Genomic DNA, 17,826 nt, shown 5'->3' with positions numbered 1-17,826 from the left:
GCGGTGCTTTCCTTCGAGCTGTCGTACGACGAACTCCTGACCTACCAGGGCACGAACCCGCGGCCCGCGGACTTCGACGCGTTCTGGGACAAAGCGCTGCTGTCGCTGGACGAGATCGATCCGGTCGCCGAGTTCGTCGACGCCGATTTCCCGCTGACGACGGCGACGGCTCAACACCTGTACTTCAACGGCACCGGCGGGTACCGCGTGCATGCCAAGGTGATCCGTCCGGCCGAGCCGACGGGGCCGGCCGTGCTGCTGTTCCACGGGTACGGCGGGGAGCAGCCGAAGTGGGTCGAGTTGCTGCCGTACGCGGCGCTCGGGTTCACGGTCGCGGCACTCGACGTCCGTGAGCAGGTCGGGTTCCGTACGCCGTCGCAGACGCCGAACAGCTTCTCGCTGCACAACCACCTGGTCCACGGCCTCGACGCCGGCCCGGACGGCCTGCTCTACAAGCACGTCTTCCTGGACACGCGCCGGCTCGCCGACATCATCGGCGCGCTACCGGAGGTGGACGCCGCCCGCATGGCCACCACCGGGTGGAGCCAGGGCGGCGGGTTGTCGCTGGTCGCGGCCGCGCTGACGCCGACGATCAAGTACACGGCCACGGTGTACCCGTTCCTCTGCGACTACCAGCGCACGTGGGACCTGAACCTCGGCACGTCGCCGTACGACGAGATCGTCACCTGGTTCCGCAAACGCGACCCCCGCCACCTCCGCCAGGACGAGGTCTTCAACACCCTCGGCTACATCGACGTCCAGCACCTGGCGCCCAGGATCCAGGCCGAGGTAACCCTCTTCACCGGCCTGGAAGACCAGATCTGCCCACCCTCCACCCAGTTCGCCGCCTACAACAAACTGAAGTCGCCAAAGGAACTCCGCCCCTACCCCGACTTCGGCCACGACGACCTCCCCGGCGCCCACGACGACATCTACCAACTCATAGCCACCAAACTCTGACTACAGCAGGAACCAGTAGTTCTCGGTTGGCCCTTGGGTGGCTAGGCCGCCGCCCAGGGAGGCGTAGAGAGCCCGGGCCGGGGTGTTGTGGGCGCCGGTGGTGAGGAACATCTTCATCGCGCCGGCCGCGCGGCCCTCGCTCATGAACGCGCTGACGAGCTGCCGACCGATGCCCTTTCGGCGGTGGGGTTCGGCAACTTCCAGCTGGTGAAGGTAGAGCATCGACGTACCGTCGGGGCGGGCGAGCTGCGAGCCCCAGCACCAGCCGGTGATGTCCTCACCTTCGGTGGCTACGAAGGCGAGCGTGCCGGGGGTCTCCAGGTAGTCGGTGGCGGCGTCGGTGTTCATGAAGATGCGGACCGCGCGGGTCAGCAGCTCGGCGTCCGGGGCGGTGATCATACGGGGTTGCTTCTCCAGTGCTGGCTCATCTGGTCATCCTCGTCGAGGCTGGGTTCTACGATCGGGGGGTGGGGGAGTTGCGGATTCGGTTGCTCGGGGGTTTTGGGGTCGAGCGGGGTGGGGGACCTGTTGATCCGGCGGCGTGGCGGCTGCGGAAGGCGCGGACGCTCGTCAAACTGCTTGCGTTGACGCGTGAGCAGCGGCTGCATCGCGACGTGTTGCTCGAGGCGTTGTGGCCGGATCGGGCGCCGGGGTCTGCGGTCAACAACCTTCATCAGGCACTGCATGTCGCCCGGCGAGTGCTGGCCGGGGACGAGCCGGCCGGCGGTCTGCTGGAGCTGCGCGATGATTTCGTCGTACTGCGGGCGTCCGGGCTCGTCGAGGTCGACGTACGGACGTTCGAACGGCTCGCCGCGCTCGGTCGGACCAGCGGTGACCTCGCCGACCTCCGCGCCGCGGTCGCGACGTACACAGGCGATCTGCTGCCCGAGGACCGGTTCGAGGACTGGGCTGTCCGGCCGCGCGAGGAGCTCCGCGCGACCTTCGGCAACCTCCTCGTCGACCTGGCGGACGCGGCCGCCGCAGCGGGACAGGATCCGGAGGCGTTCGACGCGCTCGCCCGCGCACTGGCGATCGATCCGCTGCACGAGCACGGAGTCCGGAGCCTGATGCGACGACTTGCTGCCGTAGGCCGTTCGTCGGAAGCGTTGGCGCAGTACGAGCGTCTGCGCACCGACCTGCGGACGACGTACGGCACCGATCCCGACCCGGAGACCCAGCGTCTGTACCAAGAACTCCTCACCGGCACCGCCGAAGCACAGACGACCCAGCCCAGGCACAACCTGGCGCCGGCGTTGACGAGCTTCGTCGGTCGCGAGCGCGAGATCGCGGATGTCCATCGGCTGATCGAGCAAGGCCGCCTCGTCACCCTCACCGGCGTCGGCGGCGCCGGCAAGACCCGGTTGGCCGAGGAGGCGGCGCGCCGGCTCGTCGACTCGTACGCCGACGGCGTCTGGATCGCCGACCTCGTCCCGGTGGCGGATCCGCAACTCGTCGCCGACACCGTCGCCGCCGCGCTCGGCCTCGACCCCGCCGCCGGCTCGGACTCGATGCGTACCCTGATCACCCGCCTGACCTCGAAGAATCTGCTGCTCGTACTCGACAACTGCGAGCACCTGCTCGCGGCCTGCGCCGGCCTCGCGAGCGCCGTACGCCGAAGTTGCCCTGGCGTCAGCCTGCTCGCGACCAGCCGCGAACCCCTGCACGCACCGGGCGAAGTGACGTTTCGCGTACCGTCGCTCGAGCTGCCCGAGCCGTCGGACGCGCGGGAACTGGACCGTCTCGGCACGCTCTCGTCGGTGCGGCTGTTCGTCGACCGGGCCAAGGATGTCCGGCCGGGCTTCGTCCTCGATCCGGGCAACGCCCCGGCAGTCGTCGAGATCTGCCGTTGCCTCGACGGCATCCCGCTCGCCCTGGAGTTGGCCGCCGCCCGTGCGTCGCACCTCGAGGCCGCGGAGATCGCCGCGCGTCTCGGCGAGGCACTGTCGTTGCTCGGCCGCCCCGGCGAGGTCACGCGGCACGCGACGCTGCGCGCAACGCTCGAGTGGAGCCACGCCCTGCTCTCCGACGACGAACAAGTGCTGCTGCGCAGGCTCGCGGTCTTCTCCGGCAGCTTCTCGCTCCGCTCCGCCGAGCAGGTGTGCGCGGACGACCGTGTTCCCGACGTACTCGACGTACTCGGCCGGCTGGTCGACAAGTCCTTGCTGATGGTCGATCACGACGGGCCGCGCTCCCGGTACCGGCTCCTGGAGACCATCCGGCAGTTCGCGCACGCGTGCTTGGTCTCCGCACGCGAAGCCGCGGCGATGGAGGTTGCCCATTGCAGGCACTTCCTGGAGCTGGCGGCCGACGAGGATCCCGAGCGGGCCGGCGTCGTCGTCGAACGCCCGCAGCTGCTCGACGCCGACCACGACAATCTCCGCGGCGCGCTCGCCTGGGCACTCCGCCATGACCACGAGCGCGCCCTGCTGCTCGGGCTCAGCCTGTCGCCGTACTGGCTGGCGCGCGGTCACTTCTCCGAAGGGGCCGGCTGGCTCGAACGCGTCCTGGAAGTGGCGGTCGAACCGTCGCGTGAACGGGCCCGCGCCATCTTCGCGCTGTCGATCCTGCTCGCCCGGAGCGGATTGGCCGACCGCCTCGCTCGGCTCGGCGACGAGGCGGTCGCGGTGGCCGAGCAGTCCGGAGACCCGGTCGACCTCGTCAGCACGCGGGTACTGCGCGGCACGTTGGTGCTCGGGAGCGGCGATCTCGACGAGATCGAGCGGACCGCCGACGACGCGCTCGCCCAGGCGGACGCGCTCGGCGCGGCACCGGTGGCAGCCGCCGCGCTGGGGCTGTCGGCGATGACCGGGCTGTTCCGCGAGAACGCCGAGCTCGCACAGCAACGCTTCGAGGAATGCCTGCACCGGCTGAAGGAGCTCGATCCGAACACGGGCCGGTTCTTTCCCGCCGTCACCATGTGCCTGATGCTCGTACCCGCCGACGGACGATGGGTCCCCGTCTTCGAGGAAACCTTCCTGCTCGGCCGGCGGGTCGGCGCCGTCCAGGGCACCGGCTACGCGTTGTCGAGTCTCGGCGACGCGCACCGGTTGCGGCGAGACCTGCCCGCGGCCCAGGACGCCGTACGACGGTCCGTCGACACGTTCACCGGCATCGAGGACGCGTCCGGACTCGGCCACGCCCTCAACCACCTCGGCTGTATCGAACGCGATCAGGGATTGTTCGATCCGGCCGAGCGGGAGCTGCGCGAGGCGCTCCGGATCCGCCGGCAACTCGGCGATCGCCGTGGTGAGAGCCTGACGCTCGCGAACCTCGGTCTGCTCGCCGCGGCGGCCGGCGACCCCGGGACCGGACGGCAGCTCACCCGGGCCGCCCTCGATCGGGGCGAAGCCGTCGACGACGCGCCGGCCGCGGGCGGTGCGTTGCTGAACCTGGCGGTCGTCGAGTTGTTCGCCGGCGAACGTCGTACCGCAAGAACCCTGGTCGAGCAGGCGGTCCAGGCCTTTCATCCACAGGGCTATCTACGCCTTGAGGCCTGGACGCGGCTGCTCGCTGCCGAGCTGGCCGCGGACGACGGTGACACCGAGGCGATGGACAGGCACCTCCCGATCTCTGCCGAGATCTTCGGCCGCCTCGGTTGCCGCATCGGCCTGCCGCGGGTTGCCTTGCTCAGGACCCGCTAAGTCACGCTAAGCCACTGCGAAGACGCCCTTCCTAACGTCGTTGCCGGGGCCAGGAAACATCCTGGCCGGGAGCGAATCAGGAGTGGAAATGACAACGACGCAAGCGCGGCAGGACACGCTCGGGGAGGCCACACTCGGTGAACTCGCCGAGGGACTTCGTGGTGAGCTGATCCGCCCGTCCGATCCGTCGTACGACGATGCGCGGTCGATCTGGAACGCCGCACACGACAAGTCGCCGGCGCTGATCGTCCGGTGCAAGGGAGTCGCCGACGTCATCCGGGCAGTGGAGTTCGCCCGGAGCGAGGGGTTGACGTTGGCGGTGCGGGGCGGCGGTCACAGCATCCCCGGGTTCTCGACCACCGACGGCGGGCTGGTGATCGACCTGTCGCCGATGAAGGCGGTCCGGATCGACCCCGACCGTCACCGGATCGTGGCGCAGGGTGGGTGCACCTGGGGTGACGTCGACGCCGAGGCGCAGGCGTTCGGGCTGGCCGTCACCGGTGGGCTGGTGTCCTCGACCGGTGTCGCGGGCTTCACGCTCGGTGGCGGGATCGGCTGGCTCGTGCGCAAGGCCGGCCTGGCCTGCGACAACCTGGTCGGGGCCGATGTGGTCACCGCGGACGGCCGGTACCTGCACACCAGTGAGTCCGAGAACCCCGAACTGCTGTGGGCGTTGCGGGGCGGCGGCGGCAACTTCGGTGTCGTCACCTCGTTCGAGTTCCGGGCGCACGAGGTCGGTCCGACGGTGTTCGCGGGCCTCGTCTTCTACCCGGGCGACCGCGCGGCCGACGTACTGCGCGGCTTCGGTACGGCGGCGGCCGCGGCACCGGACGAGTTGTCGTTGGCGATCAACCTGACCACCGCGCCACCGCTGCCGTTCCTGCCGGCCGAGGTGCACGGCAAGCCGATCGTCGCGGTCCTCGGCATGTGGTCCGGACAGCCGGAGGCCGGCGACACCGCGACCCGGCCGTTCCGGGAACTCGCGCCGGTGGTCGCCGATCTGTTCGGGCCGATGCCGTACAACGCGATGCAGACGTTGCTCGATCCGTTGTTCCCCCGCGGCCTGCGGAACTACTTCCGCTCGGCGTTCTTCAGCGACCTCGACGCGACCACCGTGGACGCGCTCGTCTCGGCACACTCCGCGGTCCCGAACGGCCTGTCCGAGCTGCATGTCCACCATCTCGGTGGTGCGATGGGCCGGGTACCGTCCGACGCGACCGCGTTCGGCACCCGCGACCGCGAGTACATCCTCAACGTGGTCGCCCGGAGCGAGGACGCGAGCGGGTACGGCGCGGCGGTCGAGTGGGCCCGCGCTGCCGGTAGTTCGCTCGGGCCGAGCGCGGCGTCGTACGTCAACTTCACCGGCGAGACGAACGAGGACATCGTCCGCGCGTCGTACCCGCCTGCGACCTACGAGCGCCTCGTGGCGATCAAGAACGCCTACGACCCGACGAACCTGTTCCACCTCAACCAGAACATCCGCCCGGCCAGCGCCTAGCCGTACCATCGAGGCTCGGTTGTCCGGTGTGAGGAGCGGATGGCGTCGCCCAGCTGCTCCGACGCCCGCGAGGTCTAGACATCGTCGAGTAGCGCCTGGTGGATCTTGGTCAGGGCCTTGATCAGCTGGGCGCGTTCGGATTTGGTGAGGGTTGCGGTGATGCGGTCCTCGAGTTGCTGCCGCTCGGCTTCGATCGGGGCCTGCAGGGCGCGGCCGGCCGGGGTCAGCCAGAGCCGGACGAGGCGGTTGTCGTGCGGGTCCGGGCGGCGTTCGAGCAGGCCCGATTCGGCCATCCGGTTCGCGAGCTTGGTCACCGCGGGCGTGGTCACGTTCACCGCGGCGGCGATCTCCCCGGGCGTACGGCCGTCCTGCGCCCACAACGCGGCGAGCAGGTGATCCTGACCGAGCCGTAGGCCGTGCCGCTGTACGGCGTTGTCAGCGGCGGTCCGCAGCAACTTGGACGTCTTGCTGTGCAGCTCCAGGAACTCGGGCACGTGCGTACTCCTTGACCGTCCGATCGTTTACCGGTTAACGTTCTTCGAAATCGTTAACCGGTAAAGGAGTTTGTCATGCTACTGGTCACCGGCGCATCCGGACACGTCGGTCGCGCCCTCGTCGACGAGCTCAACCGCCGCGGCACCGAGTTCCGCGCCCTGGTCCGGACCCCACGCGACGACCTGCCCGCCGAGCAGCTGATCGGCGACCTCGACGGCCCGCTTGACCTGCGCGGGATCGACAGGCTCTTCCTGCTCGTCCCCGGCACCGGACTCACCCACACCGCCAACGTTCTCGCCGCAGCTCCCGAATTGCGGCGGATCGTGCTTCTCTCGTCGTACGCCGTACTCGGCGACCCGGTGCCGGCGATGGGTCACTGGCACCACGAACGCGAGCGGCTGATCCAGGATTCGGGGATCGAGGCAACGTTCCTCCGCCCGACCGGCTTCATGACGAACACCTTCGACTGGGCCGCGACGATCCGGGCCGGCAACTACGTCCTCGACCCGATCGGCCCCGGCCGCGCCGCGCCGGTCGACCCCGCGGACATCGCCGCGGTCGCAGCGGCCGCACTGACCGAGGACGGCCACGAGAAGCAGGCGTACACGATCACCGGCCCCGAGGCGTTCACCCTTGCGGAACAGGTCGCGATTCTCGGCGCCACCCTCGGCCGCACCATCGACGTACGGCCGATCGAAACCCCGGAGGAGGCGGTCCGCTTCCGCTACCCCGACGGGGCCCCGCCAGAACTCGCGGCGGCGATCGTCGAAGGCCTGAAGCTGATGCGGGCGGACACGACCGGCCTGCGAACGGACGTCGTACGACGGATTACCGGGCGGGAACCGCGGACCTACGCCGAATGGTGCGCCGCCAACGCAGACCTGCTGCACCGAGAGTTATCCACAGATTAGATCCACAATCCACAGGCTCTGCAGTAGCTGTCCACACGACAGTTATCCACAGGCCGGGGCAGGATTCACAAGTTCACGTCATGATTGCCCGGTGCAACCGTCTCATCGGTGCGGGGCGCTCGGACCCCGCCGCCGGGCAGCTCTCCAAGGGAAGCTGCCCGGCGCTGTGTCCAACCTGGAAAAGTAGCTCCGCAGTACCGGCCTGGTGAGGCATGGTCAGTACTGCGCAGCCGCCCTAGTTGGCCTCTTTGGTCGCCCAGTAGTGCCATTGCGGGGAAGCCACTGGGGAGCGGGCCAGGCCGTCCGGCCAGGTGGCCGGCAGGTCGTGACTCCGTGCCGCGTACAGGATCACCTCCGATGCGGAACGGTCGCCGCGGACGGTCACCCGGGCCGCGGTCTCGGCACGTATGTCGGCGAGGTAGTGGATGGCGGGCAGGAACTCGGCGCTCAGCCGCGGGCTGAGCCGGCCGACCGGTTCGTCGTCCAGCCGGATCTCGACCACGATCCGGTGCCGGTCCTGGATGCCGTCCTCCTCCTCGATCGCGTGCAGGGTGGCGTACGCCCAGCACTCGCCCTCCCTCCGGAAGAAAGGTGCCAGTACGTCGGGATGGACCTCACTGCCCGGTACGACGATGCCGCTGCCGGGCGGTAACAGGTGATAGCTGCCTGGCGGGGGCAGGTTCACCGGTACCAGCATGTGCGGCTGGCCGAGCGCCACCGCGACGCTGGCGTGGAACCGGGTGCCCTGGGCTCCCTTGCCCTCCCAGTCGGCCGGCTCCCACTCACTCACCCACAGGTGGCACGGCACCTGCGGTTGCAGGCCTTGCGCCACCAGTTCCGACAACACCGGGTGGTACCGGTGCGCGTCGTCCCTCGGCAGATAGCCGACAACCTTGCCGTGCACCCGGACGGCGATCGACCGCGGGTCGAAACGGTTGTGCGGTTCCGGGACGAGGTCCGCCTCGGTGTCCAGATCTGCGCCGCGCGCCGGGATGGGGTCAGGGAACAGGCTCCGGATCGCCTGCTCGTGCGGCGCCTCCCGCACGACCTCCTGACCACACCACAAAGCGTCGCCCCACAGACTGAACGGAATCAGTTCCATCTGTGCCCTCCAGTCCTCACTGACCGGCTTTACCCGGCTCATCCCGACCAGGACCCTGGTCGTTACACCGAGTGAGCGTATGAAAACTAGACTGCCCAGTGAAGAGCCGTTTCACGCATGGTGCAAGAGTCTGAAACGCAAAAGGAATCCTGCGGTCCGGACTCTGGACGTGGATCGTCTTGTGCAGCGAGCGAATCGGCGAAGATCGTGCAAATGCACGGGAAGGAACACCATGCACGGCAGCAGTTCAGTCGCTCGATCGACGGTTGACGCCGACGCGATCGAGGCCGCGATCAAGCGCTTGGACGGCGTCGCCGTCCGGACCCCGTTGCAGCGCAATCTCCGCCTGTCCGAGCGCACCGGCGCCGAGGTCTGGCTGAAGCGCGAGGACCTCCAGATCGGCCGTTCCTACAAGCTTCGCGGCGCCTACAACCTGATCGCCCAGCTCGACGACGCGGCGAAAGCGGCCGGCGTCGTCTGCGCAAGTGCTGGCAACCATGGCCAGGGGCTGGCGTATTCGTGCCACATTCTCGGTGTCCAGGGCAAGGTGTTCGTTCCGCGGACCACGCCGCGGCAGAAACGGGACCGCATCGCGGCGCTCGGCGGCAAGCAGATCGAGGTGATCGTCACCGGTGACACGTACGACGACGCGGCCGCCGCCGCCCTCGCCGCAGGTGCCGCGAGCGGCGCGACGATGGTGCCGGCGTTCGACGACCCGAGAACCGTTGCGGGGCAAGGGACCGTGGCCGTCGAGCTGGTCGAGCAGCTCGGCCACGCGCCCGACGTACTCGTGGTGCCGGTCGGCGGTGGCGGTCTCGTTGCAGGGGTCGCAACGTGGATCAAGGAACGGCATCCCGGCGTACGGATCGTCGGGGTCGAGCCTGCTGGTGCCGCGAGTATGGCGGCGGCGGTCGAGGCGGGCGCTCCGGTGACGTTGCCGCACTTGGACAGTTTCGTGGACGGTGCCGCCGTACGACGGGTCGGTGACGTAACGCTCCCACTCGTACAGCAGGCCGGCGTCGAGCTGATGTCCGTACCTGAAGGGCTTGTCTGCTCGGAGATGCTCGCGCTGTACCAGACCGACGGGCTGATCGCCGAGCCGGCAGGGGCTTTGTCGACAAGTGCCCTGGGCAACGGCCTCGACGTACGGCCCGGTGAAACCGTTGTATGTCTGCTGTCCGGCGGGAACAACGATGTGAGCCGGTACGGCGAGATCCTCGAGCGATCGCTGGTGTACGAAGGGCTGAAGCACTATTTCCTGGTGACGTTTCCGCAGGAGCCCGGCGCGCTGCGGACGTTCCTCGACGACGCGCTCGGGCCGGACGACGACATCGCACTGTTCGAGTACGTGAAGCGCAACAACCGGGAGACCGGCGTCGCACTCGTCGGCATCGAGATCAGCAGCCGCGACGACCTCCCCGGGTTGCTCACCCGGATGGAGGCCGCGCCGCTGGACATCGAGCGCATCAACCCGAACTCGCCGGAGTTCAGGTACCTGATCTAGTGCTTGGTGTGCTTGGGGTTGCGTGGGTCGTGCGGATGCGTTCCGTCGTCCCACTGCGTGTTCTGGGGTTGCGTACCGCCGTCCCACTGTGAGTCGGCCGGTTCGGCGTCGCGGTTCTCGGAACCGTCCGGCCACAGGTTCTGGGCCTGGCTGCGGTGTTCCTCGGACATGGCGCGGGCCTCGTCGGCGGCGTCGCGGCGTTCGGTCGCGCCGGCAGCGAGCCGACGTGCCTCAGCGGCCTTCTCGTCGGCGATCGCCTGCGCCTTGCGCGCCCGGGCGTCCACCTCGTCGGCGATCGCTTGCTGCTTCTCCGCGTGTGCCGCGCTCTCGCGGGCCTGCTCCTCGTGGTCGTACGCCTCCTGCTCGCGGCGGCGTTGGGACCGACGCGACGTCGCTCCGGCCACCAGCGCGACCAGGATGACCAGTACGGCCACGGCGACGACGATCCAGACAATGGTCATTCCGCTCATCGCTACTCCTCCGCTCGATGATCAGAACCACCGGTACCCGGGGTCGCCGCCGCCTAACGTCGCGTGCTTCAGACCAGACCGCGCCGCGCGGCCCAAACGATCGCTTCGATCGCGGTGCTGAAGCCCAGCCGGTCACAGATCAGCCGGGTCCGGCGACGTACGGTCCGCTCGGACAGGTCCAAGCGCCGGGCGACCCCGTCGACCGGCAGACCGGTGGCGAGCAGGCGGAGCAGTTGCAGATCGTCATGGCTGATCTCACGCGGCGGCACCCGGCGCGGCAGCGGTCGGAGTTCCTGGGGGAGGGCGGTCATGCTGATCACCTGGTTCCGAAGAGCCGGGACTCGGCGGCGTCCCAGTCGGCCGGTTTGCCCTGCGGGTCGTAGCGCCGCAGAGAATGGGTGGACCGGACCAGGGCGCGCATCGCGTCCAGGCCCGGGAAGGGCTCGCCGAGCGCGCGAGCCTGGACGAGTACGTTGCCGAGCGCGGACGCCTCGACCGGCCCGGCGAGCACCGGTACGCCGCACGCGTCGGCGGTCAGCTGGCACAGCAGCTCGTTCTGTGATCCGCCACCGATGACGTGCAGTACGTCGACGTCCCGGGCGGCGGTCGTCTGCGCGGCGCGGAGCGTACGCCGGTACGCGAGCGCGAGACTCTCCAGGATGCAGCGCACCGCGGCGCCGCGGCTCTGTGGTGGTTCCTGCCCGGTCTTCCGGCAGTGCTCGTCGATCCGGGCCGGCATGTTGCCGGGGGCAAGGAATTCGGGCGCGTCGGGGTCGATCAGTACGGCGAACGGCGGGGCGTCGGCGGCCGCGCGGAGCAGGTCGTCGAGGTCGTCACCCCAGCTCCGTTGGCATTCCTGCAGAATCCACAATCCCATCACGTTCCGCAGGAACCGGATCCGTCCGTCGACGCCACCTTCGTTGGTGAAGTTCGCCTCCCGCGCCTCGTCGGTCAGCACGGGCCGGTCGAGCTCGAGTCCCACCAACGACCAGGTCCCCGATGAGATGTACGCAAACCGTTCCTCACTCGCCGGCACCGCAACCACAGCAGATGCCGTGTCATGCGACCCCACCGCAATCACCGGAATCCCAGGCGCCAACCCAGTCTCGTCCGGCAGCACCCGACCGATCACATCCCCCGGCTCACGCAACGCGGGAAAGATCCGCCGGGGAAGTCCCACCCGCGAGATCAGCTCGTCACTCCAGTCCCGGGCCAGCACGTCGTACAGCTGGGTGGTAGATGCGTTCGTCCGCTCCACCCCGACCTCGCCCGTCAGCCAGTAGGCCAACAGATCCGGGATCATCAGGAATGTCGCAGCCTGATCCGGTACGCCTCCGGCCACCAACTGGTAGATGGTGTTGAAAGGGAGTTGTTGCAGGCCGGTGGTGGAGTACAGGTCGGCCGCCGGGACCTGTGCGAGAACCTGCTCCATCACGCCGTCGGTGCGGGAGTCGCGGTAGTGGATGGGGTTGCCGAGCAGGCGGCCGGTCGCGTCGAGCAGACCGTAGTCGACGGCCCAGGAGTCGATGCCGATGCTGTCGAGTGGTCCGGCGAGGCGCAGGCCGTCGAGGGTCGAGCGGTACAGATGCAGGATGTCCCAGTGCAGCGTGCCGTGCAGACGCACCGGGCCGTTCCAGAACCGGTGTACCTCGCGCAACCGCAGTAGACCCGGGCCGACCTCGCCGAGCATCACCCGACCGCTCGACGCGCCCAGATCCACTGCTGCTACACGTTTCACGAGGACACCTAACGCAGGAACGCGGCAGCCACGCCGGCGTCGACGGGCACGTGCAGACCGGTCGTGTGCGTGAGGTCTCCCCCGGTCAGCGCGAACACAGCGGCCGCGACGTTCTCCGGCAGCACCTCGCGCTTGAGCAGCGTCCGCTGCGCGTAGTACGCACCGAGCTCCTCCTCCGGTACGCCGTACACCGCGGCCCGCTTGGCGCCCCAGCCGCCAGCGAAGATCCCGGAGCCGCGGACGACGCCGTCCGGGTTCACACCGTTGACCCGGATCCCGTACTCGCCGAGCTCGGCCGCGAGCAGCCGGACCTGGTGTGCCTGGTCGGCCTTCGCGGCGCCGTACGCGACGTTGTTCGGACCCGCGAACACCGAGTTCTTGCTGGAGATGTAGACGATGTCGCCGCCCATCCCCTGGTCGATCAGCACCTTCGCGGCGGCGCGCGACACCAGGAACGATCCCTTCGCCATCACGTCGTGCTGCAGGTCCCAGTCGCGTTCCGTTGTCTCCAGCAACGACTTGGAGATCGACAGTCCGGCGTTGTTGACGATCAGGTCGACGCCACCGAACGCCAGTACGGCCTCCCGCAACGCGGCCTCCACCGCCTCCGCCGAGGACACATCGGCGCCCACGGCAACGGCCACGTCAGTGACACCGATCTCCTTGGCGACGGCCTCGGCCGCCGCCAGGTCCAGGTCCGCGACAACGACGCACGCGCCCTCGGCCGCGAGCCGCTGCGCGACCGCCTTGCCGATCCCCGAGCCGCCGCCGGTCACGAACGCGACCCGGGTCGCCAGCGGCTTCGGCTTCGGCATCCGCTGCAGCTTCGCCTCTTCGAGCGCCCAGTACTCGATCCGGAACTTCTCCCGCTCGTCGATCGGCGCGTACGACGACACCGCCTCGGCGCCGCGCATCACGTTGATCGCGTTGACGTAGAACTCGCCCGCCACCCGCGCGGTCTGCTTGTCCTTCCCGAACGAGAACATCCCGACACCGGGTACCAGCACGATCGCCGGATCCGCCCCGCGCATCGCTGGACTGTCCGCCTCAGCATGCCGGTTGTAGTACGCCACATAGTCCTCGCGGTAGGCGGCGTGCAGTTCCTTGAGCCGGGCGACGGCGTCTTCCACCGGAGCAGAGGCCGGCAGGTCCAGGACCAACGGGCGGACCTTGGTCCGCAGAAAGTGGTCCGGGCAGGAGGTGCCGAGCGCAGCCAGTTCAGCCAGCTTCTCGCGGGCGGTGAACTCGAGTACGACGTCGGAGTCGTTGAAGTGGCCGACCTGCGGCTTGTCGGTCGACGCCAAGCCGCGGATCACCGGTGCCAGCGCGGCCGCCCGCGCACGCCGCTCGGCCACGGGGAGCGCCTCGAAGCCGGCGACGACAGGACCGAACGGCTCGGGCTTTCCACGCTCGGCGAGGAAGCGTTCCGCGGTCCGGATGATGTCGAGGGAGTTCGCCTCGCACTCCTCCGAGGTCGTGCCCCACGCGGTGATGCCGTGGCCGCCGAGGATGCAGCCGATCGCCTGGGGGTTCTCGCGCTTGACGGCCGCGATGTCCAGCCCGAGCTGGAACCCGGGCCGCCGCCACGGCACCCAGACCACCCGGTCGCCGAAGCATTCGGCCGTCAGCTTCTCACCGTCCGCCGCGGTCGCGAGCGCGATCCCGGAGTCCGGGTGCAGGTGGTCGACGTGCGGTGCGTCGACCAGCCCGTGCATCGCGGTGTCGATCGACGGCGCTGCACCACCCTTGCCATGCAGGCAGTAGTCGAACGCGGCGACCATCTCGTCCTCACGGTCCACGCCCGGGTAGCTGTCGACCAGGGCGTTCAACCGGTCGAGCCGCAGTACCGCAAGGCCCTTGTCCGTAAGGGTTCCCAGGTCGCCGCCGGATCCCTTCACCCAGAGCAGGTCGACGGGCTGCTGGGTGACAGGGTCGGTCTCGGTACCCTTCGCCGACGTGTTGCCACCGGCGTAGTTGGTGTTGCGTGGATCGGCACCCAGTCGGTTGCTACGCGCAACGAGCTCGGCTGACGTGTCGCTCACTTATGCTCCCCATCCGGCTTGCTGACCGTCGGCGCGGTCCTTGCTGATCTGGTCGAAGTACCCGCTGCGCTTGTACGCGGCGATCGGGTCCGGGTCGAGACCCTGCGACTCGCGCAGTTCGGCGAGCAGCGGGCGGACGTCGGTGTTGTACGCGTCCATCAGCGCCGCGTTGGCGCCGAGCACGTCACCGGACTGCTGGGCGGCGCGCAGTGTGTCGCGGTCCACCAGCAGCGCCTTCGCGGTGGCCTCCTGGACGTTCATCACCGAGCGGATGATCGCGGGGATCTTCTCCTCGATGTTGTGGCACTGGTCGAGCATGAACGCGATCCCGGCGTCCGGGTCGAGGGCGTCGCCGCGGACGATCTCGTTCATGATCCGGAACAGCTGGAACGGGTCGGCCGCTCCGACCATCAGGTCGTCGTCGGCGTAGAACCGGCTGTTGAAGTCGAACGCGCCGAGCTTCTTCGTCCGCAGCAGGAACGCCACGATGAACTCGATGTTGGTCCCCGGCGCGTGGTGGCCGGTGTCGATACAGACCGTTGCCTTCGGCCCCAGCTCGAGACAGTGCGCGTACGACGTACCCCAGTCCGGCACGTCGGTGGTGTAGAAGGCCGGCTCGAACAGTTTGTACTCGAGCAGCATCCGCTGGTCGTCGCCGAGCCGGTCGTACACCTCCCGCAGCGCCTCGGCCAGCCGCTCCTGGCGGTCCTGGATGTCGTCCTGGCCCGGGTAGTTCGTGCCGTCGGAGAACCACAGCTTGAGGTCCCGCGACCCGGTCTGGTCCATGATGTCGACGCACTCGAGCAGGTGGTCGGTGGCCTTGCGCCGGACCGCCGGGTCCGGGTTGGTGACGCTGCCGAGCTTGTAGTCGTCGTCCTGGAAGACGTTGCTGTTGATCGCCCCGAGCCGGACCCCCTGCTCCTTCGCGTACGCCGCCAGCGCCGCATAGTCCTCGACCTTGTCCCAGGGGATGTGCAGCGCGACGCTCGGCGCGACACCGGTGTAGGAGTGCACCACGGCCGCGTCGGCGATCTTCTCCTCCGGCGAGCGCGGTACGCCAGGCTGGGTGAAGACCTTGAACCGGGTGCCGGAGTTCCCGAACGCCCACGAGGGCAGCTCGATCTCCTGGCGGCTCAGCGCAACCTTCGCGGCATCGGGTGTCATGGTTCAGTCCTTTTCGGTCAGGTGGAAGATCTCGGGCAACAGCAGGAACGACTCGTCCGGCGGCCGCCCGTCGATACCCGTGAAGAACTCCGTCATCTGCGCCTGCCAGCGGGCGTTCACCTCGGTGGCCGCCATCGCCTTCTGCGCCGCCTCCAAGTCGTCGGACTCGACGTACCCGATCAGCAGGCCGTCGTCGCGGAGGAACAGCGAGTAGTTGTGCCAGCCGGACTCCCGCAGCGCAGCCCGCATGTCCGGCCAGACGTTGCGGTGCCGGTCGACGTACTCGTCGAGCCGGTCGGGCCGGACCTGCAGGCAGAAGCAGTAACGATTCACGGCGGCACCTGTACCTGGAGCTACATGGGGCGGACTTTGCAGTCGATGAAAGGTTTCAAGAAGGTGCCTTGACGCTAAGTGGGGGCGCGGGTCGGCGTCAAGAGCCTGCCCAGCTTTGCCGACCGATTCCGGCACGGTGCGGCGGCGGTCTTGTCGGAACCGGGTATTCTTCGGCAGCTAACACGTTTCAAGTGCGCAGGGAGGTGCGGTGTCCGTGGACGACCCGGAAGCCCTGCCCGAGCGCACCCGGCGCCGCCGCGCGCCGAAGCCGCACGCGGCCGGCGTGAAGGCGGTGGCCGCGGCCGCCGGTGTCTCCCTCGGCACCGTCTCGAACGTGCTCAACCGCCCTGAAGTGGTCAGCCCGATGACGCGGGCGAAGGTCGAGGCCGCGATGGCCTCGCTCGGCTTCGTCCGCAACGAGTCCGCCCGCCAGCTCCGCGCCGGGTCGAGCCGGATCCTGGCCTACCTGATGCTCGACGCCGGCAACCCGTTCTTCACCGACGTCGCGAAGGGCGTCGAGGAGGCGGCGCAGGCAGCCGGGTTGTCGGTGTTCCTGTGTACGAGCAGCGAGGACGCCGACCGCGAGGCGGCGTACCTGGACCTGCTCGAGCAGCAACGCGTCCAGGGCATCCTGATCACGCCCATCGACCAGAACTCGTCGCGCCTGCTCAAGCTGCCCTCGCGTGGTACGCCGGTGGTCGTCGTGGACCGCACGCTCGACGGCGCGACGCACTGCTCGGTCGCGGTGAACGACGTACTCGGCGGTGAGCTGGCGATCTCGCATCTGCTCGAGCTCGGCCACGAACGGATCGCGTACGTCGGCGGCCCGAACACGATCGGCCAGGTGATCGACCGGCGCGACGGCGCTCGCCGTGCGCTGCGGACGGCCGGGAAACCGATCACGGACCTGATCGAGCTGACCACCGGTGCGCTCACCGTGGCCGAAGGTAGGGGCGCTGGGCAACGACTTGCCGGGCTGCCGGCGGACCGCCGGCCGACCGCGGCGTTCTGCGCCAACGACCTGCTGGCGTTGGGATTGCTGCAACAGTGCGTGAGCCTCGGCCTCCGCGTTCCGGAGGATCTGGCCATCGTCGGGTACGACGACATCGAGTTCGCCGAGGCCGCCGCCGTACCGTTGACATCGGTCCGTCAGCCCCGCCAGTTGCTCGGCCGGACCGCCGCCGAACTCCTGCTCGACGAGTCGTCCAACCCGGACCACGAACACCAACGCGTCACGTTCACGCCGGAGCTGGTCGTGCGCACGTCAACGCGCGGCACCCTCTAGCCCGTACGCGGCCAGGAAGACGTCGACCGCCTGGTCGGCCAGCTGCTGCAGTTCGCTGTTGTCGGCGCGCTGCCGGGTGCCGGCGAACATCGCGCGATTCATCGGTTTGTACATCACCAGCCCGGCGAACTGGTACGCCGCCAGCGTCGGATCGTCGAGCTTGCGCAGCAGACCGCGATCGGTGAGTCTCGTCAGCGCCTGACCGAGCGACTCGAGCGACTTCTCGAAGCCACTCGTGAACCAGGCGCCGCACACCTCGGGAAAGCGATCCGCCTCGGCGATCACCAGCCGCCGGAGCTGCAGCACGTTGTCCGCGGTCAGGCTCTGGAGCAGGCGATGCGCCAGCGCGCGCAGCGCCTCCCGGGCGTCGGCGGCGCCCTCGAGCGTCTCGACGTACGCCTGGAAGAGGCCGTCCAGGAGCTGGTCGCTGGTGCCGAGGACGATCTCCGCGAACAGGCGTTCCTTGTTCTCGAACTGCTTGTAGACGGTCTGCTTGGAGACGCCGGCCTTCGCGGCGACCTCGTCCATGCTCGCGCCCAGGTACCCGTGCTGGAGGAAGACCTCGGTCGCCGCGGCCAGGATCGCGCGGCGTTTCCGGGGCGTTCGTCCCTCGGTCTCTAGCTCCATGAACGAAATCATACTAGACAGTCCAGTTCTCATTGCAGTACTGTACGGTCTAGTTC

16 protein-coding genes are annotated in these 17,826 nt (G+C 68.9%); 6 read left to right on the top strand and 10 right to left on the bottom strand.

The genetic code is table 11. The annotated features are described in order from the left end of the window. Positions 1 to 3: 3 nt before the first annotated feature. Entirely contained in the window at positions 4 to 960 is a 957-nt protein-coding gene (locus FB475_RS16865; RefSeq protein WP_141857082.1) for an acetylxylan esterase, read from the top strand. Here FB475_RS16865 and FB475_RS16860 read toward each other — a convergent pair whose 3' ends face one another. Further along, positions 961 to 1,359: a GNAT family N-acetyltransferase gene (locus FB475_RS16860; RefSeq protein WP_141857080.1), complete on the bottom strand. Its 399-nt coding sequence runs from the start codon at positions 1,357 to 1,359 to the stop codon at positions 961 to 963. It lies immediately after the preceding gene. A 68-nt stretch (positions 1,360 to 1,427) separates the two neighbouring features. Here FB475_RS16860 and FB475_RS16855 point away from each other — a divergent pair, with 68 nt between their 5' ends. Further along, positions 1,428 to 4,601 (top strand): ATP-binding protein, encoded by a 3,174-nt coding sequence (locus FB475_RS16855; RefSeq protein ID WP_185759277.1) that lies wholly within the window; start codon positions 1,428 to 1,430, stop codon positions 4,599 to 4,601. 88 nt (positions 4,602 to 4,689) lie between these two features. Next, positions 4,690 to 6,099 carry an FAD-binding oxidoreductase gene (locus FB475_RS16850; RefSeq protein WP_141857076.1) on the top strand — a complete coding sequence of 470 codons (1,410 nt, stop codon included), beginning with the start codon at positions 4,690 to 4,692 and terminating at the stop codon, positions 6,097 to 6,099. A 74-nt stretch (positions 6,100 to 6,173) separates the two neighbouring features. Here the strand turns inward: FB475_RS16850 and FB475_RS16845 are convergent, their stop codons facing one another. Further along, positions 6,174 to 6,593, bottom strand: a complete 420-nt coding sequence (locus FB475_RS16845) for a MarR family winged helix-turn-helix transcriptional regulator (RefSeq protein WP_141857074.1) — start codon at positions 6,591 to 6,593, stop codon at positions 6,174 to 6,176. Between the two features lie 75 nt (positions 6,594 to 6,668). On the opposite strand from FB475_RS16845, the gene FB475_RS16840 reads away from it, so the two are divergent. Next, entirely contained in the window at positions 6,669 to 7,505 is an 837-nt protein-coding gene (locus tag FB475_RS16840) for an NAD(P)H-binding protein (RefSeq protein ID WP_141857072.1), read from the top strand. 235 nt (positions 7,506 to 7,740) lie between these two features. Here the strand turns inward: FB475_RS16840 and FB475_RS16835 are convergent, their stop codons facing one another. Further along, entirely contained in the window at positions 7,741 to 8,607 is an 867-nt protein-coding gene (locus tag FB475_RS16835; RefSeq protein ID WP_141857070.1) for an HIRAN domain-containing protein, read from the bottom strand. 232 nt (positions 8,608 to 8,839) lie between these two features. Here FB475_RS16835 and ilvA point away from each other — a divergent pair, with 232 nt between their 5' ends. Beyond that, a complete protein-coding gene (gene ilvA, locus FB475_RS16830) occupies positions 8,840 to 10,111 on the top strand; it encodes a threonine ammonia-lyase IlvA (protein WP_141857068.1) in 1,272 nt (423 codons plus the stop codon). Here the strand turns inward: ilvA and FB475_RS16825 are convergent. The 6 genes from FB475_RS16825 to FB475_RS16800 form a co-directional block, all read right to left on the bottom strand. After that, complete coding sequence (locus FB475_RS16825; protein WP_141857066.1) at positions 10,108 to 10,581, bottom strand: hypothetical protein; 474 nt, start codon at positions 10,579 to 10,581, stop codon at positions 10,108 to 10,110. The two genes, ilvA and FB475_RS16825, sit on opposite strands and share 4 nt — an antisense overlap. A gap of 68 nt (positions 10,582 to 10,649) precedes the next feature. Further along, complete coding sequence (locus FB475_RS16820) at positions 10,650 to 10,892, bottom strand: LuxR C-terminal-related transcriptional regulator (RefSeq protein ID WP_141857064.1); 243 nt, start codon at positions 10,890 to 10,892, stop codon at positions 10,650 to 10,652. Positions 10,893 to 10,897: 5 nt separating this feature from the next. After that, on the bottom strand, positions 10,898 to 12,319 hold the full coding sequence (locus FB475_RS16815; RefSeq protein WP_238332188.1) for a rhamnulokinase: 1,422 nt from the start codon (positions 12,317 to 12,319) through the stop codon (positions 10,898 to 10,900). An 8-nt stretch (positions 12,320 to 12,327) separates the two neighbouring features. Further along, positions 12,328 to 14,361 carry a bifunctional aldolase/short-chain dehydrogenase gene (locus FB475_RS16810; protein WP_141857062.1) on the bottom strand — a complete coding sequence of 678 codons (2,034 nt, stop codon included), beginning with the start codon at positions 14,359 to 14,361 and terminating at the stop codon, positions 12,328 to 12,330. Continuing rightward, entirely contained in the window at positions 14,362 to 15,525 is a 1,164-nt protein-coding gene (rhaI, locus tag FB475_RS16805) for an L-rhamnose isomerase (protein WP_141857060.1), read from the bottom strand. It abuts the gene before it with no gap. Positions 15,526 to 15,528: 3 nt separating this feature from the next. Then, a complete protein-coding gene (locus FB475_RS16800; RefSeq protein ID WP_141857058.1) occupies positions 15,529 to 15,858 on the bottom strand; it encodes an L-rhamnose mutarotase in 330 nt (109 codons plus the stop codon). 208 nt (positions 15,859 to 16,066) lie between these two features. Here FB475_RS16800 and FB475_RS16795 point away from each other — a divergent pair, with 208 nt between their 5' ends. Then, positions 16,067 to 17,143 (top strand): LacI family DNA-binding transcriptional regulator, encoded by a 1,077-nt coding sequence (locus tag FB475_RS16795; RefSeq protein WP_238332187.1) that lies wholly within the window; start codon positions 16,067 to 16,069, stop codon positions 17,141 to 17,143. Here FB475_RS16795 and FB475_RS16790 read toward each other — a convergent pair. Further along, positions 17,123 to 17,770, bottom strand: coding sequence for a TetR/AcrR family transcriptional regulator (locus tag FB475_RS16790; protein ID WP_141857056.1), 648 nt, complete (start codon positions 17,768 to 17,770; stop codon positions 17,123 to 17,125). The genes FB475_RS16795 and FB475_RS16790 overlap by 21 nt on opposite strands. Positions 17,771 to 17,826: the final 56 nt, after the last annotated feature.

The sequence above is a fragment of the Kribbella jejuensis genome (genome assembly GCF_006715085.1).
GTDB lineage: Bacteria > Actinomycetota > Actinomycetes > Propionibacteriales > Kribbellaceae > Kribbella > Kribbella jejuensis.
Note: the sequence above shows the minus strand (reverse complement) of the source record. Positions and strands in the feature narration are given on the sequence as shown.

Bases quoted from the DNA above. Each gene is read 5' to 3' on its own strand.
- ilvA (WP_141857068.1), top strand. From the start codon at position 8,840: ATGCACGGCAGCAGTTCAGTCGCTCGATCGACGGTTGACGCCGACGCG.
- FB475_RS16860 (WP_141857080.1), bottom strand. From the start codon at position 1,359: ATGATCACCGCCCCGGACGCCGAGCTGCTGACCCGCGCGGTCCGCATC.
- FB475_RS16840 (WP_141857072.1), top strand. From the start codon at position 6,669: ATGCTACTGGTCACCGGCGCATCCGGACACGTCGGTCGCGCCCTCGTC.
- FB475_RS16850 (WP_141857076.1), top strand. From the start codon at position 4,690: ATGACAACGACGCAAGCGCGGCAGGACACGCTCGGGGAGGCCACACTC.
- FB475_RS16820 (WP_141857064.1), bottom strand. From the start codon at position 10,892: ATGACCGCCCTCCCCCAGGAACTCCGACCGCTGCCGCGCCGGGTGCCG.
- FB475_RS16835 (WP_141857070.1), bottom strand. From the start codon at position 8,607: ATGGAACTGATTCCGTTCAGTCTGTGGGGCGACGCTTTGTGGTGTGGT.
- FB475_RS16825 (WP_141857066.1), bottom strand. From the start codon at position 10,581: ATGAGCGGAATGACCATTGTCTGGATCGTCGTCGCCGTGGCCGTACTG.
- FB475_RS16790 (WP_141857056.1), bottom strand. From the start codon at position 17,770: ATGGAGCTAGAGACCGAGGGACGAACGCCCCGGAAACGCCGCGCGATC.
- rhaI (WP_141857060.1), bottom strand. From the start codon at position 15,525: ATGACACCCGATGCCGCGAAGGTTGCGCTGAGCCGCCAGGAGATCGAG.